Here is a 23,741-nt window from a genome sequence, read left to right as displayed (position 1 = left end):
GGTCAGGTGGACAGCCGCCGGCCGGTGACCACGGAGAAGAGCCGTTCCTTGCCCGGCAGGATCCGCAGGCGGACCTGGGCGCCCTTGGCCGGCGGCGCGTTGGGGTCGACGCGCGCGATGACCGTCTGTTCGCGCAGTACCGGGTCGGTCGTGCCGGCGTACTGGCCGTACAGGAAGGCGTCCGAGCCGAGTTCCTCGACGACCGTGACGGTGATCGGGAAGGCCGGGTGGTCCGTGTCGGTGTCGCCGACCACCTCGACGGCCTCGGGCCGGAAGCCCAGGATGACGCGGTCGCCGCCCTCGTCCGCGATCGCCTTGATCGTCTCGCTGGACAGCCGCACCCGCATCTCGCCGAGGACCGCCTCATCCCCCTCGACCCGGTACTCGGCGAGGTTCATGGCGGGCGAGCCGATGAAGCCGGCGACGAAGACGTTGGCCGGGTGCTGGTAGAGCCGCAACGGCGTGTCGACCTGCTGCAGGACCCCGTCCTTGAGCACGGCCACCCTGTCGCCCATCGTCATGGCCTCGACCTGGTCGTGGGTCACGTAGACAGTCGTCACGCCGAGCCGGCGCTGCAGGGCGGCGATCTGGGTACGGGTCTGCACCCTCAGCTTGGCGTCCAGGTTGGACAGCGGCTCGTCCATGAGGAAGACCTTCGGCTCGCGCACGATCGCCCGGCCCATCGCCACGCGTTGCCGCTGCCCACCGGAGAGCGCCTTGGGCTTCCTGTCCAGGAACTCCTCCAGGTCCAGCAGGCGCGCGGCCTCCCGGACCCGGCGGTCGCGCTCCTCCTTGGGCGCCTTCATCACCCGCAGGGCGAATCCCATGTTGTCGGCCACCGACATGTGCGGGTACAGCGCGTAGTTCTGGAACACCATCGCGATGTCCCTGTCGCGCGGCGGCAGGTTGGTGACGTCCCGGTCCCCGATGCTGATGCGCCCGCCGTCGACCCTCTCCAGGCCCGCGAGCATGCGCAGGGAGGTGGACTTCCCGCAGCCGGACGGGCCGACGAGGACCAGGAACTCGCCGTCGGTGATGTCGAGATCGAGGGCGTCCACCGCGGGCAGTTCGGATCCGGGGTAGACGCGGGTCGCCTTGTCGTAGAGAACTGTGGCCATCGAAGTCTCCTCATGGGTTGGCTGGGAAAGGTTCGCCGACGGCGGTCGGCGCGTCGTGCCGGACGCTGACGAGTAGCAGGCGGGTGCCCAGCCTGCGGACGGTTCTCTCCTCGTCCTGCGGCACACCTCGATCGGTGATCACGGCGTCGTACGCGCTCACATCGCGGTGGCTGAAGGGGGCATGGCGCCCGAACTTGGACGAGTCCACCAGCAGCAGGCGCCGTTGGGCCGCGTCGAGCATCGCCTCCTTCACCACGGCGTAGCCCTGCACCGGGTGGTAGAGACGGCCGCCGGTGATCGCCACCGCCGACATGAGGGCGAGGTCGGCACGCACGCGTTGCAGGGCACGCGACACCTCGGGCCCGACGGTGGAGTCGAAGGCGCGCTGGTAGTCGCCGCCGAGCAGGATCGCGTCGCTGCGCTCGGTGGCGGCGACGATGCGCGCGATCCCCACGGAGTTCGTCATCACCGTGTAGCCTCCGCACTCGTCGAGGCGCCGGGCCAGTGGGAACAGCGTGGTCGAGTCGTCCATGAGGATCACTCCGCCGGGCGGCAGTTCCCGCAGGGCGGCCTCGGCTATCGCCTCCTTCTCCGGCAGCCGCGCCTGCCGGCGTACCTCCGAGGCGACCTCCATCGTGACGGCCGTGACGGGCGACGCCTGGCCGCGGGACTTGCGCAGCAGCGCGCGGCCGACCAGCGCGTCCAGGTCCCGATGCATGGTCATCAGGCTGACGCCGAACTCCTCCGCCAGCTCGGCGATGCCTATCTGTCCCGCTTGCGTGACCCGGGCGAGCACCGCCCGCCGTCTCTCTTCGAGACCGGCGATCGTGGTCCGAGCCCTCGCCATGCCCTCACTCCTGCGGTCGGACGACGGCCTTGACCAGTGCGGGGTCGCGGGCGCCCGCCGTGAGCGCCTGCTCGACCTCGGCCAGCCCGTAGTGGCCGGTGACCAGGGCGTCGAGCTGGACCCGTCCCGACGCGGCCAGCGCGATGGCCCGCGGCCAGGTGTTGGCGTAGCGGAACGTGCCCGTCACCTCGATCTCGCGCGTCTGCACGTGCGACAGCGGCAGCGGGATCTCGTCCCCGCCCATGCCGACGAGGACGACTCGCCCGGCCCGTCCCACCGCCCGGACGGCCTCGCCGATCGCGGCCGGATGACCCGAGCATTCGAGCAGCACCTCGGGATCGAACCCGGCCTCCGGCAGGCTGTCCTCGCGCACGTCCAGGGTCGCGCTCGCGCCCAGGTCTCGGGCCAGCCCGAGCCGGACCGGGTTGACGTCGGTGACCAGGACGTCGGTGGCGCCGAAGGCCAGCGCGGCCTGCAGACACAGCAGCCCGATCGGGCCCGCGCCGGTGACGAGCACGCGAGTGCCCGGCCCGACCCGCGCCTTCTGGCAGGCCCACACGCCCACCGACAGCGGCTCGATCAGGGCGGCGGCGTCAGCGGACAGGGCGTCCGGAACCGGGTGGGCGAACCGCTCGTGCACGACGACGTACTCGCAGAAGGCGCCGTCGATCGGCGGGGTGCCGAAGAAGCGCATCCGTGGGCAGAGGTTGTACCGGCCGGCCCGGCACTGCGCGCAGGTGAAGTCGGGCACCCCCGGCTCCAGCGAGACCCGCTGCCCCGGACGGTGCCGGTCGGCCCCGGGCCCGGCGGCCACCACCGTTCCCGACGGCTCGTGGCCGAGCACCAGCGGGGAGGTCACCACGAAGTCGCCGATCCGTCCGTGTTCGTAGTAGTGCACGTCGGAGCCGCACGTCCCCACCGACGCGACCTGCACGAGCACCTCCAGAGGACCGGGCTCGGGCCTGGGCCGCTCCTCCAGAAGGATCTTCCCAACGCCGTGCAGTACGGCGGCGCGCATGGCTTCCTCCTACTCTCCGGTGACGGCGCCGAGGGTGAGGCCGGTGACCAGCCAGCGGCGCACGGCGAGCCCGGCGAGCATCATCGGCACGACCACGATCGTGCCGATCGCGGTGAGCTGACCCCAGTCGACACCCGTCTGGGTGACCAGTTGGGAGGCGGCGATGGGCAGCGTCTGGGAGTTGGGCCCGGAGATGACCACCGCGAAGGCGTAGTCGTTCCACGCGAAGACGAGGCAGAGGACGAACGTGGTGACCAGTCCCGACTTCGTCAGCGGGAGGACGACCGTGCGGAAGGCCTGCCAGCGGGTGCAGCCGGCGACGAGCGCGGACTCTTCCAGTGACGGCGGCACCTCGGCGAAGAACGCGCTCATCAGCCAGATGGCGAACGGCAGGTTGAAGGTCAGGTAGGCCAGCACCAGCCCGGGAATGGAGTCGATCAGGCCGATCCCGCGGAAGATGATGAACAGCGGGACCACGATCGCCGCGATGGGCGCCATACGGGTGGAGATGATCCAGAAGGCCAGGTGTCTCTTTCCGCGCATCTGGGTCCTGGCCAGGCCGTACCCGGCCAGCGCTCCCAGGCTGACCGCGAGCACGGCGGAGATCCCGGCGGCGAGGACGCTGTGCCAGATGTAGGGCCAGAGGTTGTTCGAGCCGGTGAACAGGCCTCGGTAGTTGTCGAGCGTCGGCTCGAAGAGGAACTGCGGCGTGGCGGCGGTCACGTCCGTGCGGTTCTTGAACGACGACAGCAGCATCCACGCCAGCGGAATCAGCGTCCAGAGCAGGGCCACGACGAGGAGCAGCGCCACCACCCATCGGGTGCTCCTGCTGCTCTCCTCGAGCGGCGACTGCGGCACCCCGCGCGGCGCGGCGGTGACCGCGTGCGCGTTCTCCTGCGCGATCTGACCGGTGCTCATCGGGTCAACCCCCTCACATCCAGCAGCCGGACGAAGGTGCGGGCGATGAAGATCGAGAAGGCCAGCATCGCCAGGCCGATGGCGGCGGCGTAGCCGAGGTTGAAGAAGCGGAACGCCGTCTCGTACAGCAGGACAGGGACGATCTTGGTCGCGTCCGCGGGGCCGCCGTTGGTGGTGACCCAGATGATGTCGAAGTAGCGGATGGCGTCCATCGAGCGGATGAGGAGCGCGACGAGCAGCACATTGGAGATCGCGGGGAAGATGATGTAGCGCAGCGTCATCCACCCCGGCGCTCCGTCGACGGCCGCCGCCTCCCGCACCGACTGCGGCACGCTGGACAGACCGGCGAGGGTGATCAGCGCGATCAGCGGCGTCCACTCCCACACGTCCATCAGCACGACGGCGGCGAAGGCGCTGACGGGGCTGCCGAGGATGTCGCCGGTGTAGCCGAGGGAGCGCAGCACCCACGCGTACAGCCCGAAGGTCGAGTCGGTCAGGTAGCGGCCCAGCAGACCGACGATCGAGGGCGCGGCGAACATCGGCAGCAGCAGCAGGCTGAGCATGATGTTACGGCCGCGCAGCACCCGGTACAGGCACAGCGCGATGCCCACCCCCAGGGCCATCTCCAGCCCGACGGTGAGGACGAAGTACACGACCGTGCGGAGCCACGACATCCACATGTCGATGTCGGTGAAGAAGCGCACCCAGTTGGCGAAGCCCACCAGGTCGAGCTGTACCCCGCCCAGCAGCCGGACGCGGGAGAAGCTCATCGCGATCAGGGCGAAGAACGGCGCGATCGACAGCGCGGCGAGCAGGAGCAGGCCGGGCGACATCATCTTGCCCTCGAAGCCGAGGCGCGGCTCCCTGGGCGCGGTGGCCTTCTGTTTGGTCGATCGGTCGAGCGGCACGGCGTGCGTCATCTAGGCCACCCACCCTCGTGCCACGATCTGGTCCACCCGGGACTTGATCGAACGCATCGCCTCCTCCGGCGAGGCTCCGCCGGTGAGCATCCGGGAGAGCTGGGTGAAGATCGCGGTGTTGCACTCGTTCCACATCGGGATCTTGGGCCGCAGGCCGATCCGGTCGGCCTGCCAGGCCTCCTGGACGGCGGCGGTGGTGAGCATGTTGGGCATCGCCGAGGGCCGCTGCCCGGCCGCGCGCACCTCCGGCAGTTCGTACACGGAGGTACGCGTGGGGGTGCCTCCGCCCGCCTTGCTCTTCAGGTTGGCGAGCTGTGTCTCTGGCGAGGTGGCCCAGACGAGGAACAGCCAGGCCGCGCCGCGCTCGTGGGGCAGCGTGTTCGCGCTGATCGCCAGCCCGGTGCCGCCGTACATGTTGGCGGTGCTGACCGGGCCTCTGGGCAGCACCGAGTAGCCGACCTTGCCGGGCAGCACCTCTTCGTTGCTGGCCGCGAACTCGTGCCAGTTCGGGCACATCGCCAGGCGGCCCCCGCGGAAGGCGGCGCCCACGCCGTCCCAGTCCCACGTCGTGGAGGCGGGATCGGCGATGCCGAGCAGCCGCGCGTAGAACTCCGCGCCCGCGATCGCGGCGGCGGAGTCGAGCCGGCACGCGCCCGGGTCACGCGTGCCCAGGCGTCCCACCTGTTTGCCGTTGTCGAAATAGTCCCCGCCGTAGGACCACAGCACGTTGCTGAAGTCGTTCATCAGGGAGTCGTGCTGGCGGGCTTGGTGGCCGGTGCCGTACTTGACGTCGGAAGTGCCGTTCTTGTTGAACCACTGGGCGATCCGGTAATACTCCTCCCACGTCCGGTCGCCGCTCGGGGTGGGATCGAAGCCGAGGTCGTTCGCCATCCGGTCGTGGTACTTGTCGAAGAGGTCGCGCCGGTACTGCCAGATCATCGTCGGCGCGTCGTACGGCAGCGCGTAGACGGCCTGCGGATCGACGAAGCGCCCCGCGGCGTCCATCTGCGCCGGGATGAAGTCCGCGGTGCCGCCGCTCAGGTCCGGCACGCTCGGGTCCGCCTGCATCGTGCGCAGGTCCACCAGCCCCCGCTGGTACGGCGCGAGCACCTGGTAGGGGTCGGCGTAGATGACCTGGTACTGGGCGTGGCCCGAGGCCAGGTCCAGGGCCACTCGCTGGACCAGCGCGGTCAGTTCGAGCGTCACGATCCTGACGTCGATCCCCGTCAGATCGATGAATGGGCGGGTGTTGGCGGCGATGGCCGCGGTGGGAGCGGTGTTCTCCGAGATGAAGTTCAGCGTGGCGCCCTGGAACTGGCGCCATTGGTCGACGCCGGCGGTTCGCGGCGCGTCGGGTTGCGAGCCGCAGGCGCTCACGCTCCCGGGTATGGCGAGTGCCGCCCCTGCGGCCAATGCGCCGCGAAGGACAGCACGCCTGGTCGGCTCGGGCGGATAGCGATCCACTGTCCACTCACCCCCGTACTCCAGCAGGTAAGGGCAGGTTTACTCCACAAGAAAAGCCAATGTAAGCCAATGTGTGAGATTTTCTCACAAATAATATGATATTTTGACTTCATTGGCCGAGCGCATGGGGTTTGCTCGGCGAATGAGGCAGGAAATGACATTCGTCGCGGGCGTCGATTCGTCGACGCAGAACTGCAAAGTCGTGATCCGGGATGCGACTACCGGACAGCTCGTCCGCTCCGGCAGGGCGGGCCACCCGCACGGCACCGAGGTGGACCCCGCACGGTGGTGGGAAGCGCTGCGGGCGGCCATCGCCCAAGCCGGTGGGATCGACGACGTCGCGGCGATCGCGATCGCGGGCCAGCAGCACGGCCTCATCCCCCTCGACGCCGACGGCCAGGTCATCCGCCCGGCGCTGCTCTGGAACGACACCCGGTCGGCCGCCGCCGCACGCGACCTCGTCCGCGAAACAGGCGCCGAGACCTACGCCCTGCGGACCGGGTCCGTACCCGTGGCCTCCTTCACCGCCGCCAAACTGCGCTGGCTGCGCGATCACGAACCGGACCACGCCGCCAGGGTCGCCGCCGTCGCCCTGCCACACGACTGGCTGACCTGGCGGCTGCGCGGGTACGGCCCGGCCGGCGCCAGCCCGCTCGGGCCGGACCTCGGCGAACTCGTCACCGACCGGTCGGACGCGAGCGGCACGGCCTACTGGAACCCGTCCACCGGCCAGTACGACCTGGAGCTCTTCGAGCGGGCACTCGGACACCCGGCGGTCGTGCCGCGGGTCCTCGGGCCCGCCGAACGCGCGGGCACGGTCGCGGGAACCTCGATCGTCGTCGGCCCAGGCGCGGGAGACAACGCCGGAGCGGCGCTCGGCCTCGGCGCGGCGCACGGCGACGTCGTCGTGTCGATCGGGACGAGCGGCACCGTCTTCGCCGTGACCGACCACCCGACCCGCGACAGCACGGGCACCGTCGCCGGATTCGCGGACGCCGGCGGCTCGTTCCTGCCGCTGGTGGCGACGTTGAACGCGGCACGCGTCCTCGACGCCGTGGCGGGCCTGCTCGGCGTCGATCACGATGGGCTCGGGCGGCTCGCCCTGGAGGCTCCGCCCGGCGCGCACGGCCTCGTGCTCCAGCCGTACTTCGAAGGTGAACGCACCCCGAACCTGCCCGAGGCCACGGCGACGCTGTTCGGGCTGACGCTGGAGTCGACGGCCCGCCCCTGCCTGGCGCGTGCGGCGATCGAGGGCATGCTGTGCGGTCTCGCCGATGGTCTGGAAGCCGTCCGCGGGCAGGGGGTCAAGGTCGACCGCGTCCTGCTGATCGGCGGGGCGGCCCAGAACACCGCCGTGCAGGACATCGCCGCCCAGACGTTCGAGCCGCCGGTGGTCGTGCCGCGCCCCGGCGAGTACGTCGCGGACGGCGCGGCGATCCAGGCGGCGTGGGCGCTGACGGGGACGCGTCCGCGCTGGCCGCTGTCGATCGCGGCCGAACCGCCACCGGACCACCGCCCCGTCATCCGCCGGCAGTACGCCCGATACGCGCCCTGAACCGCGCGCTCACGCGGGCGTTCCGCGCTCCGCGAGCTCCCGCACCGTCGCGAGGGCGCCCCGCGTGTGCAGCGATTCGAGCGCGTGCAGGTACGGCTCCACGAACCGCCGGTCGTCGGCGAGGTCGCCGAAGAGCTCACGATTGTCGATGAAGGCCGTGGGCCGCCCGCGCTGCGTCCTGGCGATGGCCGACAGCCGGTCCTTCAGCCTGTCGACGATCGCGATCGGCGCCCCCGACTCGTCGACGCCCTCGGCGTAACGGGCCCAACTGGCCACCACGGCCGCCGCGCGGATGACCTCCCCGCCGCGGGCCAGCCGCTCGCGCACGACGGGAAGCACCCACTTCGGGATCCGGTCCGACGACTCGGCGCACAGCCTCGCCAGCGTGTCGCGCACCTCGGGGTTGGCGAATCGCTCGACGAGGGTCCGCTTGTAGAGGCCCAGGTCGACACCCGGCACCGGCCGGAGCGTCGGCGTGGCCTCGATGTCCATGTAGTCGAGCAGGAACGCCGCGATCGCGGGGTCGGTGGCGGCCTCGTGGACGTACCGGTAGCCGCCGAGATAGCCGAAGTAGCCCAGCGCCTGATGCCCGGCGTTGAGCAGACGCAACTTCATCAGCTCGTACGGCTCCACATCCGCCACGACCTGGACCCCGACATCCTCGAAGGGGGGACGCCCCTGGGGGAAGCGCTCCTCGAGCGCCCACTGCGCGAAGGGCTCGCAGGTGACCGGCCAGGCGTCGCCGACGCCGAACCGCCGCGCCACGGCCTCGCGGTCCTCGTCGGTGGTGACGGGAGTGATGCGGTCGACCATGGAGTTCGGGAACGCGACGGCGTCCTCCATCCAGGCCGCGAGCTCGGCGTCGGCGAGCCGGGCGAACGCGGTGAAGCAGCGGCGCGCGACGTCGCCGTTCCCCTGGATGTTGTCGCACGACATGACCGTGAACGGCGGGATCCCCCTGGCGCGCCGACGGCGCAGGGCCTCGGTGACGAGCCCGAACACCGTCCTCGGGATCGCCCCCGGCTCCAGATCCGCGCGGACCGCCGGGTTCTCCGCGGCGAACTCCCCGGTGACGGGGTGGATGTTGTACCCGCCTTCGGTGATCGTGAGGGACACGATGCGAACCGCGGCGTCGGCCATCTTCTCGACGACCGCCTCGGGGTCGTCCGGCGCGAGCAGGAACTCGGTGATGGAGCCGATGACACGGGCCCGACGGGTTCCGTCGGGGCACTTCAGCATGAGCGTGTAGAGGCCGTCCTGCGCGGTCAGGACGTCCCGCATCCGCGCGTCTCCAGGCAGGACCCCGACACCGCAGATCGCCCAGTCGTGCGCTTTGCCGTCGTTCATCAGCCGGTCCAGGTACATCGCCTGATGGGCGCGGTGGAACCCGCCCACCCCGATGTGCACGATGCCGACAGTGAGCTTCGACCGGTCATAGGAGGGAATCGCCACCCCTTCGGGAAGCGACGCCAGGGTCCGCTGCGTCAGTGCCGTGGCTGCCATCGACTCACCTCTTCGGCGATCTCCCGGCATGCGGGTCTTGCCGTACTTCCACGGTAGACCCTCCCCGCTGGCGCGGCTTTTTCGCGCCCGCTGGAAATGATGGGCCGGCCGCGCACATAGGCAGGGATGTCCGTTAAGTGAGTTGATGAGGAGGCTTGTCATGGGGACCGCCTGTGGATGACGAGCGGCCGGCCAGATTCGAGGCCGTCTACCACCATGCCTACGGCAAGATCACGGCATACGCCGTGCGCCGCTGCGACTCGCCGCAGGACGCCGCCGACGTGGTGGCGGAGACCTTCACCGTCGCCTGGCGCCGGGTGGACGAGCTGCCGGAGGGCGACGCGGCCACCCTCTGGCTGTACGGCGTGGCGCGCAAGGTACTGGCCAACCACTACCGAGGCGACAACCGGCGGCGGGCCCGCACCGCCGAACTCGACGCCGAGATGGCCGACCTGTACGGAGCCTCCCCGGACAGCGGGGTCGAGCTCGAAGCGATCGGCCAGGTGTTTCGGACCCTGTCCGACGACGACCGCGAGGTGCTGTCGCTGGTCGCCTGGGAGGGCCTGGACCGCGAGGAGATCGCGACGGCGCTCGGGGTGTCGCGCAACGCCGTACGCATCAGGCTGCACCGCGCCCGCAGGCGCTTCTCCCGAGCGCTCGCCGAGGCACGCGTCCACTTCACGTCAGAGAGCCGGTTCGTTCCGGCGGAAAGGCCGCTGTGAAGAACATCGACGAGATCGACGCGATGAAGCCGCTGGCCAGGATCGAGCCGGGCGGGCAGGGGGGCGACCCGGCCGGCGCGGGGGCGCGGGCGTTGCTGGCGGCGATCACCTCGGAGGAGCTGGGCGCGGTGACGAAGACCCGCAGGTACGCTCTCCGGCGGCCCGTACTGGGGCTGGCGGTCGCGGTCGTGCTGGCGGCGGGGGCGGTGGTGGGCCCGAGCCTGCTGGAGGGCGGTTCCGGCGTGCCGAGGTCCTACGCCGTCACCAAGGCCGCCAACGGCATGGTGACCATCCAGGTCCGCGACTTCCGTGATGCCGCGGGGCTGGAGAAGCGGCTGAAGGACCTCGACGTCCCCGCCATCGTCGACAACGTGCCTTACGGGCAGATGTGCCGCAAACCCCGTGGCACGCATGTGACAGACATTCCCCCCGGCCTGTATAGCCTGCCGGAGAGCATTCCCGGCGAGGTCAAGGGCTGGCAGATGCGGATCGACACCAGGCTGTTCAGACCGGGCCAGACCTTCGTCTGGACGATCAGCGCCCCGCCGAACGGGCAAGGCGGCAGCACCTCCACCTATCTCATGGAGGGTCCGGTGGCGTCCTGCGAACCCGTTCCCGCCCCCAAGCAGGTGTACAAGCCGGAGTTCCGTACGGCGACCGCCAAGGGGCGCTCGCTTGAGGGGTTGCGCGTGGACGAGAAGACCGTCGGCGAGGTCCTGCCGGAGCTCAGGAAGCGCGGAAGGAAGGTCATCTTCCTGATCATTTCCATCCCGCCGGGCAACCCTGGGGGTTTCGGCGAGGAGCGCACGCAGGAAGAGCCCGTCGGCGACGACTGGGTCGTCTGGGAGGCGGAGGAGAACGCCAAGGGAGTGATCCGCCTGCTCGTCACGGACAAGCGATACGACAGGAACCCCGTCTACGGGGACCCGCGAGACGCCCTCGAGACCGAGTAGCACGGCTGTCCCCCTTCGGACTGCGATCCGAAGGGGGACAGTCCCAGTCGCCGAACTTGGAGTCGTCCCGGGGGACCGCACCCACGGCCTGAGCCGCCCGGTGTGCAGCGCCTGGCTGCCCTGTTTCAATTGGTTGAAACGGACAGCCAGTGGAGGGAATGCCATGGGATCGCATATAGTTAGCAAAGGTAATGACTTATGCTAACGAACCCTCCCAAGATGGACCTGCGCAGCGACGCAGGCCTGGCCTCAGTCCTGCGCGTGTCGCTGGCGCGGCTGACCAGGCGACTACGACGACAGGCAGCGGCACACTCACTGACGCCCACCCAGTTCGCGACGCTCGCCGCGGTGGAACGGCATTCCGCGATAACCCCCGGCGAATTGGCCGAGCTAGAGAAGGTGCAGCCCCCGTCGATGACGCGGGTGATCGCCATGCTCGAGGAGCGCGGGTTGGTCGCGCGATCGCCGCATCCGACCGACCGGCGCCAGGTGAGCGTGAGTGTGACCGACTCCGGACTGGCGCTCCTGAAGGAGGAGCGGCGGTTGAAGGAGGCATGGCTGACCAAGCGGCTGAAGGAGCTGACACCCGAGGAGCGGGCGGTGCTCAGGCAGGCGGCCCCGATTCTGGAGAAGCTCAGCAAGATCTAGAACCTGAGGAACCCAAGACCGGGACAGGGGGGATGTTCCGGTCGCTCAGGATCCACAACTACCGGCTGTTCGCCGCCGGCGGCGCCGTGTCCAACCTGGGGGGTTGGATGCAGCGCACCGCGCAGGACTGGCTGGTGCTCGACCTGACCCACGGCAGTGCCGCGGCGCTGGGCACGACGACCGCGCTGCAGTTCCTGCCGATGTTGCTGTTCGGCATGTTCGGCGGCGTGCTCGCCGACCGCTACCCGAAGCGCCCCGTGCTGATCGTCGCGCAGTCGCTGATGGCGGTGCTCGCGCTCACCATGGGCGTGCTCACGGTCACCGGGTCCGCGCAGGTCTGGCACGTGTACGTGATGGCGTTCGCGCTCGGCATCATCTCCTGTGTGGAGGTGCCGACCAGGCAGGCGTTCGTGGTCGAGATGGTCGGCCGTGAGGACTTGGCCAACGCGATCGCGCTGAACAGCTCCAGCTTCCAGCTCGCCCGCGTGCTCGGCCCCGCCATCGGCGGTGTGCTCATCTACGTACTGGGCGGCACCGGACCGATCTTCCTGGTGAACGCGCTGTCGTTCGCCGGAGTGATCGCCGGACTGGTCTTCATGCGCAAATCCGAACTGACCCCGGCCGAGCTCGTCCCGAGGGCGAAGGGCCAGCTCCGCGAGGGCCTGCGGTACGTCATGGACCGGCCCGAACTGCTCATGCCGATCCTGCTGGTCGCCTTCGTGTCGATGTTCTCCCAGTCGTTCTCCATGTCGATAGCGCTGATGGCCCGCGAGGTGTTCAAGGCGGGAGCCTCCTCCTTCGGCCTGGCCTCCAGCGTGTTCGCGGTCGGCGCCTTGGGAGGGGCGCTGTTCGCGGCTCGCCGGACCCGGCCCAGCCGCAGGATGCTGATCGCGGGGGCGGTCAGCTTCGGGTTGTTCCAGGTGGCGACGGGCCTCGCCCCGTTCTACCCGGTGTACCTGCTGCTGCTCATCCCCACCGGCATCGCGCTGATCACCGTCAACACCGCGGCGAACGCCAGCGTGCAGTTGGCCACCTCGCCGGAGATGCGCGGCCGGGTGATGGGCATCTACGTGCTCGTCTTCACCGGCGGCGCGCCGCTCGGCGCACCGCTGATCGGCTGGATCTCCGAGCTGGGCGGCCCCCGGGTCGGCGTGATGATCGCCGGGGTGCTGTGCGTGCTGGGGACCGGCATGGCGCTGCTGCTGACCAAGGCGATCAGCGGGCGCGCCCGCCGGACGAGGCTTGCCACAGCGTAGACAATCGGCAGCATGAGGCTGTTCGCGGCGTTGATGCCGCCCCCCGAGGTGCTCGACGAGGTGGAGCGGGCGATCGCGCCGTACCGCGCGGTCGTCCCCGGCCTGCGCTGGCCCGACCGGGCGACCTGGCACGTCACGCTCGCCTTCTTCGGCGAGGTGCCCGACCGGGTGCTGCCCGAGCTGGAGGTACGGCTGGCCCGCGCCGCCGCCCGGCACGAGGTGAAGGGGCTGGCGCTCCAGGGCGTCGGCGCGTTCCCCTCGGTGCCGAGGGGGCGGGTGTTCTGGGTGGGCGTGTCCGGTGACCCGCTCACCCGCCTGGCCGACTCGGTGCGAGCCGGAGCCAGACGGGCGGGCGTCGAGTACACCGACGCCAAGCGCTTCCACGCGCACCTCACGCTGGCCCGCTCCCGGCAGGAGAGCGACCTGCGCCCGCTGGCCGAGCCGCTGGCCGATTTCAGCGGCTCGCCCTGGCGGGCCGAGGCCGTACACCTGGTGCGTAGCCATCTCGGGCCGCCGGTGAGGTATGAGTCACTGGCCCATTGGGCTCTCGCACCCGCTGGGCGCGGCTAGGCTCCAGGGCGTGGACCGTCCTCGTTCTTGGCTGCTGCCCGTGGTGCTCGGCCTGCTGCTGGCGATCGTCGTCGTCGGCGCCGTGCTGGCCTGACCTACCAGGAGTAGTCCTCGGGCGCGCTTCGGTGCCCGGGTGAGATCTCGTCCAGCCGGGCCAGCGCCTTGTCGTCGAGGTCGATCTCCAGGGTCCGCATCAGGCCGTCGAGCTGCTCGATCGTGCGCGGGCCGATGATCGGCGCGACCACCGCGGGCTGCTTGAGCAGCCAGGCCAGCGCCACGTTCGCCGGCTCCTCGCCCAGCTCGTCACAGAACGCCTCGTACCGCTCGACCTTGTCGCGCTGCTTGTCCAGCTCCTTGACCACATGGTCGGCGGCCGAACGACCCTTGTCGATCTTGCGTAGCACGCCGCCGAGCAGCCCGCCCGCCACCGGGCTCCACGGGATCACCCCGATGCCGTAGTCCTGGGCGGCGGGCAGCACCTCCAGTTCCACGGTGCGGTTGAGCAGGTTGTACAGCGGCTGCTCGCTCACCAGGCCGAGGGAGTTGCGGCGCCTGGCCGCCTCCTGCGCCTTGGCCAGGTGCCAGCCGGCGAAGTTCGACGAGCCCACGTAGAGGATCTTGCCCTGCTGCCGCAGGAGGTCCATCGCCTCCCAGAACTCCTCGAACGGGGTGTCCCGGTCGATGTGGTGCGCCTGGTAGAGGTCGATGTGGTCGGTCCCCATCCGCTTCAGGGAGGCGTCGCACGCCCTGCGGATGTGCAGGGCCGACAGCCGTCCCTCGTTCGGCCAGGTGCCGGTGTCGCCGTACACCTTGGTGGCGAGGACGGTCTTCTCCCTGCGCCCGCCGCCCTGGGCGAACCAGCGGCCGAGGATGTTCTCCGTGATGCCCTCGCCGAGCTTCCAACCGTAGACGTCGGCGGTGTCGAAGAAGTTGACGCCCAGCTCGTGCGCCCTGTCCATGATCGCGAAAGCGTCTTCTTCGGTGGTGTGCGGGCCGAAGTTCATGGTGCCGAGGCAGAGCGGGCTGACCTTGAGTCCCGTGCGTCCCAGGTTCACGTATTCCATGCGGCCAGCGTATGGACCTGGAGCGCACTCCAGGCTAGCGAGATTTTATGCTGATCATCATGGTTCTCTCTGGATCTTCCGGTCAGTGACCCTCTACCGCGCCATGCTCGGCGCCGCTGTGCCGATCTTCCTGTCGATGGTCACCGGGATGGTCGGCGCGCTCGTCGGCACCGCCGTGCTCGGCAGGCACGCCACGGCCACGCTGGCCGCCTTCGCGCTGGCCGCCGCCGTGCTCACCCCGGCCTCCGCCGCCGTGGCGGGCGCGCTGCGCGGCCTGATGCCGTTCGTCGCGCCGCACCGCGACGACCCCGCGGCGGCCGTCCCCATCCTGCGCGACGCCCGCTGGCTCTCCCTCTCGGTCGGTACGGCCGGCGCCGCCGCCGTGGCCTGCACCCCGCTGATCGCCGGGGTGAGCGGCGCCCCGCCCGAGGTGCTGGCCGAGTTCGGCGTGCTCCCCCTGCTGCTGGCCCTGTACGTGCTGATCACGGCGTCCAACGGCGGGGCCAACGCGGTGCTCATCGCGCTCGGGCGCAGCCGCCAGGTCCTGTGGTCGAGCCTGGCCGCCACCGCCACCGACGTCGTGCTGACCGTCGCGCTCGTGCCCGTCGCCGGGCTGACCGGCGCGGGGATCGCCTTCGTGGCCTCGGGAGTGGTCGGCGTCTCGGTGGCGAACCTGTGCCTGCGCCGTGTTCCCGGGCTGTCCGGCCTCGGCCTGTGGCCCGGACGTCCCCGGCCGCGCGAGATCCTGGCGCTGGCCAAGGTGGGGATTCCGCTGTCGGGGACGATCCTGGTCAAGTTCGCGGTGCTGGGCGTCGTGACGTACGCCGCCGCGCGGACTGGGGCGCAGGGCGCCGCCGCGCACGCGATCCTCACCACGCTGACCGGCTTCCTCATGCTCGCCTCGCTCGCCGTCGCCCACGCGTCCGTCCCGCACGTGGCCCGCGCCGCCACGCCCGGGGAGGTGCGGCGGGTCACCCGGACCGCCCTGCTGCTCGCCGTCGCGGGCGCGTCGGTCGGCGGCCTCGCGCTCGCGCTCGCCGCCGGGCCGCTGACCGGCCTGTTCACCCAGGACGCCGCCGTGCGCGGCCTGGTGGCCACGCTGATCCCGCTGATGCTCGCCTCCGCCATGGCCGACGCCGGGCAGGCGGTCCTGGGCTTCGGCCTCACCGGCCTGAAGAAGGCGGGCGCCAGCCTGACCTACTTCGCCCTCGGGTACGGCACGCTGGCGGCGGCGGCCGTCCCCGTGGTGTCGGCGTGGGGCCTCGCCGGGCTCTGGACCGCCTTGATCGTCACCAACGGGCTGCTCGTCGTCATGCAGGGGAGTGGATTTCTGCGGCACAGCGCTCGGGTGCGCGTGCCGGCGGTACCGGCTCGGGCATGATGGCGGGCATGGGGGATGTCCTGATTCGCGTGGTTGCCGGGTTCGCGCTGGCCGGTCTGCTACCTGTCTCTCCGGCCTTGGCCGCCGACGACGACGACAGGCCGCTCTTCACCTTCAAGGACCCGCGGATCACCGAGTCGAGCGGGCTGGCGCTCTCACCCACTCGGGACGACGTCTACTACACCCACAACGACAGCGACGCCGGGGCGACGTTCTTCGCCGTGGACGGCAAGGGGCAGACGCGGGCCACGTTCACGGTCGCCGGTGCGGAGGCGCGGGACTGGGAGGGGATGGCGGCGTCCAAGGACCCGAAGACCGGGCGGGGAGTGCTCTGGTTCGCGGACATCGGGGACAACTTCGACGGAGCCTGGCCGGACATCTCCATCTACAAGGTGATGGAGCCCACCTCGTTCAGGGACGCGACGCTGCCCGCCACGCGGTACCGGTTCACCTATGAGGACGGCGGGCACAACGCGGAGGGCATCATGGTCCATCCGCGTACCGGGCGGTTGTCGGTGGTGACCAAGCAGTTCTCCGGGGCGATCTACGAGGCGCCCAAGAGGTTGCGGACCGGGCGGGTCAACGTGCTGCGCAAGATCGGGCCCGCGCCGATCATGGCGACCGACGCGGCCTACGCGCCCGACGGGTCGAGTTTCGTGATCCGTACCTACTTCTCGGCCTCGGTGTTCCGCGCGCCGGGCGAGCTGATCGCCAAGGTGTCGATGCCGCAACTGGACCAGGCCGAGTCGATCGCCTACTCGCGGGACGGCAGGTCGCTGCTGGTGGGGAGCGAGGGGGTGAACAGTCCGGTGTACGAGGTGCCGTTGCCGGACACCGCCCTGCCCACTCCCACGCCCTCGGCGTCCGCCGAGCCCTCCGCTGAGGCTTCGCCTGAGGCGACTGTCGAAGGGGGCGCCGTGTCCGCTTCGCAGGGAGGCGGGCTGACGACGGGGGACATCCTGCTCTGGGTGGCCGCCGCGGTCGGAGCCACCGGAGTGATCACGGTCATCGCGCGGAAGGCCCGCTGACGCGCTGTTCTGAGTCGGGATGCTCAGGAGACTGAGTAGCCCGACTCAGGACGACTGCGGAGAAGTACGGCATTGTTTCCTTATATGCAGGCCGATCGTGTTCTCGGGGCGCCTTGTCCCGACTGTGGGGTTCCGCTCGTCGGGCAGGTTCCCGCGTGTCCGCGCTGTGGGTTGCCGTTGGCGGGGGCCGTCGCGGCGGACCTGTGGCGGGTGGACGGCGAACTGGCCGGGCTCAAGGCGCGCGAATCGGAACTTCTGCGACACAGGGGACACCTCATCGGGTTGCTGCGCGCCCAGCAAGCCCGCACCGCCGCGCCCATCGCCCCGGCTGCCTCGGCGCGTGCGGGATCCGGGGGGAGCGGCGGGCAGGAGGTGTCGCCGGGGGCGGCGCAGAATGTGCTGCTGGGACTCGGGGGGTTGTTGCTGGCGGCGGCGGCCGTGGTGTTCACGGTGGTGAGCTGGGGGCACCTCGGGGTCGGGGGGAGGGCCGCCGTGCTGGCGGGGGTCACGGGGGTGACGCTCGCCGTACCGGCGCTGCTGCTCAAGCGGGGGCTGACGGCGACGGCTGAGACCATCGGGCTGCTGGGGCTCGGGCTGCTGGTGCTCGATGGGTACGCGGCTCGGCAGGTGGGGGCGCTCGGCGGGCTGTCGGGGGCCGACTACGCGGCGGTGGTGTGCGCGCTGGTGGCGCTGGTGGCGGCGGGGTACTCCTGGGTCCTGCCGCTCAGGGGGCCGCTGCCGGTGGCCATCGTCGCGGCCCAGCTCCCCCTTCCCCTGCTGGCCCTGGGGGATGGCGTGAACTGGCTGGCCATCGCCCTGACCGTCACCGTCGCCGTCGACGCGGTCCTCCTGTTCCTGCTGTCCCGCCTCATGCCTGGGGAAGGGCGGGCGCTGGAGGCGCGGGTATACGTCGCGGTGCTGCTGGGAGTGGTGGGGTGCTGGGCGGTCCTGTTCGGCGGGTACGCGACCTTGGACGCGATGACCGTGGCCGGGGCGCTGCCCGCTTCGGCGGCGCTGCTGGTGCTCGCCGCCGTGGGACTGGGCGTCGCGCTGTGGGCGGAGGGGGTGGGCAGGTTACTGCCGCTCCTCCCGGTGATGCTGGCGTACACGCTGGGGCTGGCGGGGCCGGTGCGGCTGCTGCTGGAGGATGGGTGGAGCCAACTGCTGCCCTACGTCGCCGTCTCCCTGGTGGCGACCGTGCTGGTGCGGTGGCTGCCCGAGCGGGTGCGTACGGCTTCGCGGGCGTGCGCCTGGGGGGTCGCCCTGGCGGCCGGGCTGCCGTTCATGCTCAGTGGGCTGATCGTGCTCGTCATCTCCTACTTCCGGTGGGAGGAGGCCGGACTGGGAAAGCTTGAGGCCGCCGACGTGCGGGTCACCGTGATCGCGTTGGTGATGTACGCCGTGGCCTGCGTGATCGCCGGTGGGGTGTGGGGCCGGGCGGGGGCGCTGGTCTCGGTCGTCGTGGCGGTGCTGCTGGTGCCGATGGGCTACCACCTGCCGTACGCGCTCGTCGTCGCGGTGCCGTTGGCGCTCGCGGTGCTGCTCAGCGTGCTCGCCACCCGCTACCGGGTCGCCGCCTTCACCGCGGGGGTCGCCGCCGTGCAGGCGGTCGTGGAGTCGCTGCCGGTCGAGTACGCGCTCTACACGACGCTGTCCGTGCTCTTCGTCACCTGGGCCGCGCTCGTCCGCCGTCCCGCCGCCCTGGCCGGTGCCGCGTTGAGCGGGGGCGGGCTGGCGTGGGCGGTGCTGTGGAGAGCGGGCCTGCCGGTCGCTGATTCCTGCGCGGTGGGCTTGGGCGTGGCGGCCGTCCTGGCCGTGGCGGGCGGTCGTGTCTCGACCGCCCTGTCCGCGAGGAAAGCCTCGTCTGAGGCCACCCCGTCTGAGGCCGCTTCGCCTGAGGCTGCCTCGCCCCCGATCTCCGTCCGGCCTGCCGCGCCGGTCCAGGACGGGGCCGCGGGCGCGGTGAGGTTCGCTCAGGTGTTGGCGTGGGTGCTGGCGGGGGCCGCTCTCGTGCCGGTCGCCGACGCGCTGCTGTCGAGCCTCGGCGCCTACCGGTTCGTCTTCGCGGCGTGGGAAGGCGCTCCCGGCCTTCCTGAGAGTCGGCCGCTCGTCGTGGTCGCGCTGCTGCTGGCCGGTGCGGCGCTCGCGGGCTCCCTCCGGAGGCCGGGCGTGACCGGCCACCTGGCCGAGGGCAGGGACGACGCGGGCGGTCACCCGGCCGAGGGCAGGGACAAGCGGGTGGTCGATGTCGCCGTGCTCACGGGGGCGCTGGTGGTGGCGGTGCTGCCGGTGACCCTGCGGGTGCCGTACCCGGTGGTGCTCGGGGTGATGGTCGCGGGGGTGGCGGCGGCCACGGGGGTGGCCGTTCGGCGGGGGCGGGTCGCGGGGGTCGTGGCCGCAGTGTGGCTTGGGTCGTTGGTTGTCGGGTGGGGGTTGGCGACGCAGGTGGGGACGCTCACCGTGCTGCCCGCGCTGGCGGCCGTCGCGGGGGTGGCGGCGGTGTTCGGTACGGCGGGCAGGGTGCCGGCCGTGGTGCTGGCGGGGCTGCTCGCCGGGGGCGAAGTGGTCGCCGTGGCCGCGGCGGTGGGCGTGACGGCGGTGGAGGCATACACGCTGCCGTTCGCGCTGGAGCTGCTCGCTCTCGGGGTGTGGCGGGCCAAGGGGGCGTCGTGGCCGGCGTACGGGCCGGGGCTGGTGCTCGCGTTCGGGCCGAGCCTGCTGGCCGGCACCGATCCGGTGCGGTCGCTGGCGCTGGGGGTGGCCGCGCTCGGGGTGACGCTGGCGGGGGCGCGGGCCAGGCTGCAGGCGCCGGTCGTGCTCGGCGGGATCACCCTGCTGATCGTGGCGGGTCGCGAGCTGGCGCCATGGATCGCGCAACTGGCCGGGCTGGTCCCGAGGTGGGCGCCGATCGCGCTGGGCGGGCTGGTGCTGGTGCTGGTCGGCGCGACCTACGAGGCACGGCTGCGGGACGTGCGCAGGCTCAGGGACGCCGTCGCAAGGTTGCGGTGAACATCTCGCCGCGCAGCGCCCGCTCGACGACCTCGATCGAGCGGGCCAGCCGTACCAGCCGGGGACCCTCCTGGCGGTAGGTGTCGAGGACGGCCTCGATGGCGTGCGGCGGCAGGTGGCCCTTGAGGTCGACGGCCGCGCCCCGGTAGCCGACGCGGGCCGCCTCGATGGCCGAGCCGACATGGTGGACGGCCATTCTTGCCAGCGCGAGCGGGTGGCGGCGGAGCACCTCGTAGGCGCGGTAGTCGGGCGGCACGGCGTCGAGCAGCCACGCCACCGCCGACGTCTCCCAGTCGGGGATGTGCGGTGGGCGGACCTCGGACGGCCATTCCGGAGGCACGTACATGACCTCATCGTATATATGTTCGATTGAGGTGTGTGTCAGGGAAGAGTTAGCTTTCGCCACATGCGCGTAGTGAAGGAACGCATCGGGGTGATCGGGGCGGGGATCGTGGGGCTGGCCGTCGCCCGCGAGCTGGCCCGGACGAGGGACGCCGAGGTGACGGTCCTCGACAAGGAGAACCGGGTCGGCGCGCACCAGACGGGCCACAACAGCGGCGTGGTGCACGCGGGCATCTACTACCAGCCGGGCTCGCTCAAGGCGCGGCTCTGCCGGGAGGGGGTGGCGCTGCTCCGGGCGTACTGCGCCGAGCACCGCCTGCCGTACGAGGAGGTCGGCAAGCTGGTCGTCGCCTCGTCGGCGGCCGAGCGGGGGGCGCTGAAGGGGCTGGCGGAGCGGGCCAGGGCCAACGGCGTGCCGGACATCGCCGAGTTGGACGCGCTCGGGCTGCGCGAGGTGGAGCCGCACGCGGTGGGCGTGGCAGCCGTCCACTCGCCGCACACGGCCATCGCCGACTTCCCGGCGGTCGCCCGCCGGCTCGCCCTCGACATCGCCGACCTGGGCGGCTCGGTACGGCTGGCGCACCCGGTCCGAGCCCTGCGGGAGACCGTGAGCGGCGTCGACGTGCTGGCGGGACGGCGCAGGTTCACCTTCGACCGGGTCGTCGCCTGCGCCGGCCTGGGCACCGACGCGGTGGCGACGATGGCCGGGCACCCGGGCGAGGTGCGCATCGTGCCGTTCAGGGGCGAGTACTACTCGCTGGCCGGCTCGGCGAAGGACCTGGTGCGCGGCATGATCTACCCGGTTCCCGACCCCCGCTACCCCTTCCTGGGCGTCCACCTCACCCGGCACATCGACGGCGAGGTGCTGGTCGGCCCCAACGCGGTGCTCGCCCTCGCCTACGAGGGCTACCGATGGCGCGACGTGCGCGACCTGCCGAGGATCGCGCGCTGGGCGGGCGCCAGGCGGATGGCGCTCAAACACTGGCGCACCGGCCTGAAGGAGGTGTACGGCTCGCTGGTCAAGGGGTCGTTCCTGGCGGCCGCGCGCAGATACGTCCCCGAACTCACCTCCGCCGACCTGGTCCGCTCGCACGGCGGGGTACGCGCCCAGGCGGTGGCCAGGGACGGCTCGCTCGTCGACGACTTCGTGGTGGACGTGCACGGCAGAGTCGTGCTGGTCCGCAACGCCCCCTCACCCGCCGCCACGTCCAGCCTGGCGATCGCCCGTCATGTCGCGGGGATTGTCCCAGCACTGTCTCGTTAAGGGCATTCTTAGATGGGATGGCCACTATGAACGGCGTGGAAGCGCGCCTGCTGATCGTCGAGGACGAACCCAACATCCTCGAACTCCTCGCCGCGAGCCTGAGGTTCGCGGGTTTCGACGTGTCCACGGCCGGCAGCGGCCTGGACGCCGTCGCCGCCGTCCAGCGGCACCGGCCCGACCTCGTCGTGCTCGACGTCATGCTGCCCGACATGGATGGCTTCGAGGTGGTGCGCCGCCTGCGCGGCGGCGGGCAGGGCACGCCTGTGGTGTTCCTCACCGCGCGGGACGGGACCGAGGACAAGATCCGCGGGCTCACCATCGGCGGTGACGACTACGTGACCAAGCCGTTCAGCCTCGAAGAGGTGATCGCCCGCATCCGGGCCGTGCTGCGCCGGACGTCCGGGGACCAGAAGGCGCCGCCGCGGCTGACCTTCGCCGACATCGAGCTCGACGAGGAGAGCCACGAGGTGTGGCGGAGCGGGCGGCCGGTGCCGCTGTCGCCGACGGAGTTCAAGCTGCTGCGCTACTTCATGGCCAACTCGGGCCGGGTGCTGTCCAAGCCGCAGATCCTCGACCACGTCTGGGACTACGACTTCAGGGGCGAGGTGGGCATCGTCGAGTCGTACGTGTCGGTGCTCCGCCGCAAGATCGACAACCGGGAACCGCGGCTCATCCACACCCTGCGCGGTGTCGGCTACGTGCTTCGCTGCCCGCCGGACCCGTGATGCGGGGGCTGCCGCTCCGGGTCAAGCTGATCGCCGCGAGCCTGGCGCTGCTCTTCCTCGGGCTGCTGTTCATCGGGGTGGTCAGCGTCTCGGTGCTGCACGGCTACCTGATCGACCGGGTGGACAGCCAGATCGACCTGGTCTCCACCCGGGTGCACACCAAGCTGGAGAACATGTCCCGGCGGGAGGAGGCGGGCAGGTTCCCGCAGAACAAGCCGCTGCTCATCGAGTCGGACACGATCGTGCTGGTCAGGAAGTCAGACGGGCGGCTGTGGCCGCTGCTCAGCGGCCGGGACGTGGACCTGCTGCCGAGGCCCGTGGTGCCGGGCCGGCCGGGCACGGTCACCGCGAAGGCGCTGACCGGCGAGGGGGAGTGGCGGGTCCGGGTGACCTCCATCCCCGACGGCGTCTACGCGGTCGCCGTGGACCTGTCCGAGGTCAAGCAGATCACCCGGCAGCTCGCCCTGATCGAGGTGCTGGCCGGGGGCGGCATCCTGCTGATCCTGGCGGTGGTGGGCGTCACGACGGTACGCAGGAGCCTGCGCCCGCTCGCCGAGATCGAGCACACGGCCGAGGACATCGCCGCCGGCCAGCTCGGCCGCCGGGTGCCCGACGGCGACCGCCGTACCGAGGTGGGCCGGTTGGCGCAGGCGCTGAACGGGATGCTGGCGCAGATCGAGGCGGCTTTCGCGGCCCGTTCCGCCTCGGAGACCGCGGCCAGGAAGTCGGAGGAGCGGATGCGGCGCTTCGTCGCCGACGCCTCCCACGAGCTGCGCACCCCGCTGACCTCGATCCGCGGGTTCGCCGAGTACGCCAGGCAGAACCCCGACGCCGACCCCGAGACGCTGCTGCTGCGGGTGGAGCAGGCGGCGGGCCGGATGAGCCTGCTCGTCGACGACCTGCTGCTGCTGGCCAGAGTGGACCAGCAGCGTCCGCTGCAGATGCGGCCGGTGGACATGCTCGCGCTGGCCGCCGACGCCGTGCACGACGCCCGCATCCTGGCGCCCGAGCGGACCATCGCGCTGGAGGTGGCCGGGGGCGCCGCCCTGATCGTCCTGGGCGACGAGCTGCGGCTGCGCCAGGTGGTCGGCAACCTCATGTCCAACGCCCTCGTCCACACGCCCGGCGACACCCCCATCACGGTACGGGTGGGCGCCCACGACGGCACCGCCTTCCTCGACGTGGCCGACAAGGGGCCCGGCCTGACCGCCGAACAGGCCGAACGGGTCTTCGAGCGCTTCTACCGGGCCGACTCGGCCCGCTCCCGGCGCTCCGGCGAGGACCGGGGCAACGGGCTTGGCCTGGCCATCGTGGAGGCCCTCGTCACCGCGCACGGCGGCACCGTCGTGGTGGACAGCGAACCGGGCCGGGGGGCGACGTTCCGGATAGAACTCCCACTGGCTCCGGAGTGAGTGTTCAGGGAATCTGCAGGAACG

At 71.2% G+C, this 23,741-nt stretch carries 22 protein-coding genes; 13 read left to right on the top strand and 9 right to left on the bottom strand.

The annotated features are described in order from the left end of the window. Window positions 1–2: 2 nt before the first annotated feature. The 6 genes from ugpC to ABZ911_RS22040 are packed head-to-tail and all read right to left on the bottom strand — an operon-like array spanning window position 3 to window position 6,198. Complete coding sequence (gene ugpC / locus ABZ911_RS22065) at window positions 3–1,118, bottom strand: sn-glycerol-3-phosphate ABC transporter ATP-binding protein UgpC (RefSeq protein ID WP_358058650.1); 1,116 nt, start codon at window positions 1,116–1,118, stop codon at window positions 3–5. Between the two features lie 10 nt (window positions 1,119–1,128). Next, window positions 1,129–1,965: a DeoR/GlpR family DNA-binding transcription regulator gene (locus ABZ911_RS22060; protein WP_358058647.1), complete on the bottom strand. Its 837-nt coding sequence runs from the start codon at window positions 1,963–1,965 to the stop codon at window positions 1,129–1,131. A gap of 4 nt (window positions 1,966–1,969) precedes the next feature. Then, entirely contained in the window at window positions 1,970–2,983 is a 1,014-nt protein-coding gene (locus tag ABZ911_RS22055) for an NAD(P)-dependent alcohol dehydrogenase (protein WP_358058644.1), read from the bottom strand. 9 nt (window positions 2,984–2,992) lie between these two features. Continuing rightward, window positions 2,993–3,901, bottom strand: coding sequence for a carbohydrate ABC transporter permease (locus ABZ911_RS22050; RefSeq protein ID WP_358058641.1), 909 nt, complete (start codon window positions 3,899–3,901; stop codon window positions 2,993–2,995). After that, window positions 3,898–4,821 (bottom strand): sugar ABC transporter permease, encoded by a 924-nt coding sequence (locus ABZ911_RS22045; RefSeq protein ID WP_358058638.1) that lies wholly within the window; start codon window positions 4,819–4,821, stop codon window positions 3,898–3,900. Before ABZ911_RS22045 ends, ABZ911_RS22050 begins: the two co-directional genes overlap by 4 nt. Beyond that, entirely contained in the window at window positions 4,822–6,198 is a 1,377-nt protein-coding gene (locus ABZ911_RS22040; protein ID WP_358058635.1) for an extracellular solute-binding protein, read from the bottom strand. Between the two features lie 241 nt (window positions 6,199–6,439). Between ABZ911_RS22040 and xylB the strand changes: the two genes are divergently transcribed. Next, on the top strand, window positions 6,440–7,840 hold the full coding sequence (xylB, locus tag ABZ911_RS22035; RefSeq protein WP_358058632.1) for a xylulokinase: 1,401 nt from the start codon (window positions 6,440–6,442) through the stop codon (window positions 7,838–7,840). Between the two features lie 9 nt (window positions 7,841–7,849). Here the strand turns inward: xylB and ABZ911_RS22030 are convergent, their stop codons facing one another. Next, a complete protein-coding gene (locus tag ABZ911_RS22030) occupies window positions 7,850–9,343 on the bottom strand; it encodes a mannitol dehydrogenase family protein (RefSeq protein ID WP_358058629.1) in 1,494 nt (497 codons plus the stop codon). A 173-nt stretch (window positions 9,344–9,516) separates the two neighbouring features. Between ABZ911_RS22030 and ABZ911_RS22025 the strand changes: the two genes are divergently transcribed. From ABZ911_RS22025 to ABZ911_RS22000, 6 genes are all read left to right on the top strand, one after another. After that, the gene (locus tag ABZ911_RS22025; protein ID WP_358058626.1) at window positions 9,517–10,065 is read left to right on the top strand and encodes an RNA polymerase sigma factor; all 549 of its coding nucleotides are present in this window, start codon (window positions 9,517–9,519) and stop codon (window positions 10,063–10,065) included. Continuing rightward, window positions 10,062–11,018: a hypothetical protein gene (locus ABZ911_RS22020; protein WP_358058623.1), complete on the top strand. Its 957-nt coding sequence runs from the start codon at window positions 10,062–10,064 to the stop codon at window positions 11,016–11,018. Before ABZ911_RS22025 ends, ABZ911_RS22020 begins: the two co-directional genes overlap by 4 nt. Before the next feature lie 198 nt (window positions 11,019–11,216). Then, window positions 11,217–11,666, top strand: coding sequence for a MarR family transcriptional regulator (locus tag ABZ911_RS22015; RefSeq protein WP_358058620.1), 450 nt, complete (start codon window positions 11,217–11,219; stop codon window positions 11,664–11,666). 32 nt (window positions 11,667–11,698) lie between these two features. Next, window positions 11,699–12,922: an MFS transporter gene (locus ABZ911_RS22010; protein ID WP_358058617.1), complete on the top strand. Its 1,224-nt coding sequence runs from the start codon at window positions 11,699–11,701 to the stop codon at window positions 12,920–12,922. A gap of 12 nt (window positions 12,923–12,934) precedes the next feature. After that, window positions 12,935–13,492: an RNA 2',3'-cyclic phosphodiesterase gene (gene thpR, locus ABZ911_RS22005; RefSeq protein WP_358058614.1), complete on the top strand. Its 558-nt coding sequence runs from the start codon at window positions 12,935–12,937 to the stop codon at window positions 13,490–13,492. Then, window positions 13,446–13,586: a hypothetical protein gene (locus ABZ911_RS22000; protein ID WP_358058611.1), complete on the top strand. Its 141-nt coding sequence runs from the start codon at window positions 13,446–13,448 to the stop codon at window positions 13,584–13,586. Before thpR ends, ABZ911_RS22000 begins: the two co-directional genes overlap by 47 nt. Window position 13,587: 1 nt before the next feature. Here ABZ911_RS22000 and ABZ911_RS21995 read toward each other — a convergent pair whose 3' ends face one another. After that, entirely contained in the window at window positions 13,588–14,556 is a 969-nt protein-coding gene (locus ABZ911_RS21995) for an aldo/keto reductase (RefSeq protein WP_358058608.1), read from the bottom strand. Window positions 14,557–14,641: 85 nt separating this feature from the next. Here ABZ911_RS21995 and ABZ911_RS21990 point away from each other — a divergent pair, with 85 nt between their 5' ends. From ABZ911_RS21990 to ABZ911_RS21980, 3 genes are all read left to right on the top strand, one after another. Next, the gene (locus tag ABZ911_RS21990) at window positions 14,642–15,937 is read left to right on the top strand and encodes an MATE family efflux transporter (RefSeq protein WP_358058605.1); all 1,296 of its coding nucleotides are present in this window, start codon (window positions 14,642–14,644) and stop codon (window positions 15,935–15,937) included. 8 nt (window positions 15,938–15,945) lie between these two features. Next, window positions 15,946–16,965 carry a hypothetical protein gene (locus tag ABZ911_RS21985; RefSeq protein WP_358058602.1) on the top strand — a complete coding sequence of 340 codons (1,020 nt, stop codon included), beginning with the start codon at window positions 15,946–15,948 and terminating at the stop codon, window positions 16,963–16,965. Between the two features lie 177 nt (window positions 16,966–17,142). Further along, the gene (locus ABZ911_RS21980) at window positions 17,143–19,974 is read left to right on the top strand and encodes a hypothetical protein (protein ID WP_358058599.1); all 2,832 of its coding nucleotides are present in this window, start codon (window positions 17,143–17,145) and stop codon (window positions 19,972–19,974) included. Here the strand turns inward: ABZ911_RS21980 and ABZ911_RS21975 are convergent. Beyond that, complete coding sequence (locus ABZ911_RS21975; protein ID WP_358058596.1) at window positions 19,946–20,320, bottom strand: hypothetical protein; 375 nt, start codon at window positions 20,318–20,320, stop codon at window positions 19,946–19,948. The two genes, ABZ911_RS21980 and ABZ911_RS21975, sit on opposite strands and share 29 nt — an antisense overlap. A gap of 60 nt (window positions 20,321–20,380) precedes the next feature. Between ABZ911_RS21975 and lhgO the strand changes: the two genes are divergently transcribed. The 3 genes from lhgO to ABZ911_RS21960 are packed head-to-tail and all read left to right on the top strand — an operon-like array spanning window position 20,381 to window position 23,717. Continuing rightward, window positions 20,381–21,580 (top strand): L-2-hydroxyglutarate oxidase, encoded by a 1,200-nt coding sequence (gene lhgO, locus ABZ911_RS21970; RefSeq protein ID WP_358058593.1) that lies wholly within the window; start codon window positions 20,381–20,383, stop codon window positions 21,578–21,580. A 26-nt stretch (window positions 21,581–21,606) separates the two neighbouring features. Further along, window positions 21,607–22,305, top strand: a complete 699-nt coding sequence (locus ABZ911_RS21965; RefSeq protein ID WP_358058590.1) for a response regulator transcription factor — start codon at window positions 21,607–21,609, stop codon at window positions 22,303–22,305. Beyond that, window positions 22,305–23,717, top strand: a complete 1,413-nt coding sequence (locus tag ABZ911_RS21960) for a HAMP domain-containing sensor histidine kinase (RefSeq protein ID WP_358058587.1) — start codon at window positions 22,305–22,307, stop codon at window positions 23,715–23,717. The genes ABZ911_RS21965 and ABZ911_RS21960 overlap by 1 nt, the downstream gene beginning before the upstream one ends. Window positions 23,718–23,741: the final 24 nt, after the last annotated feature.

The sequence above is a fragment of the Nonomuraea sp. NPDC046570 genome (assembly GCF_040645915.1).
Taxonomy (GTDB): Bacteria; Actinomycetota; Actinomycetes; order Streptosporangiales; family Streptosporangiaceae; genus Nonomuraea.
The sequence above is the reverse complement of the archived record's forward strand: the minus strand, read 5'-3'. Positions and strand labels throughout refer to the sequence as shown.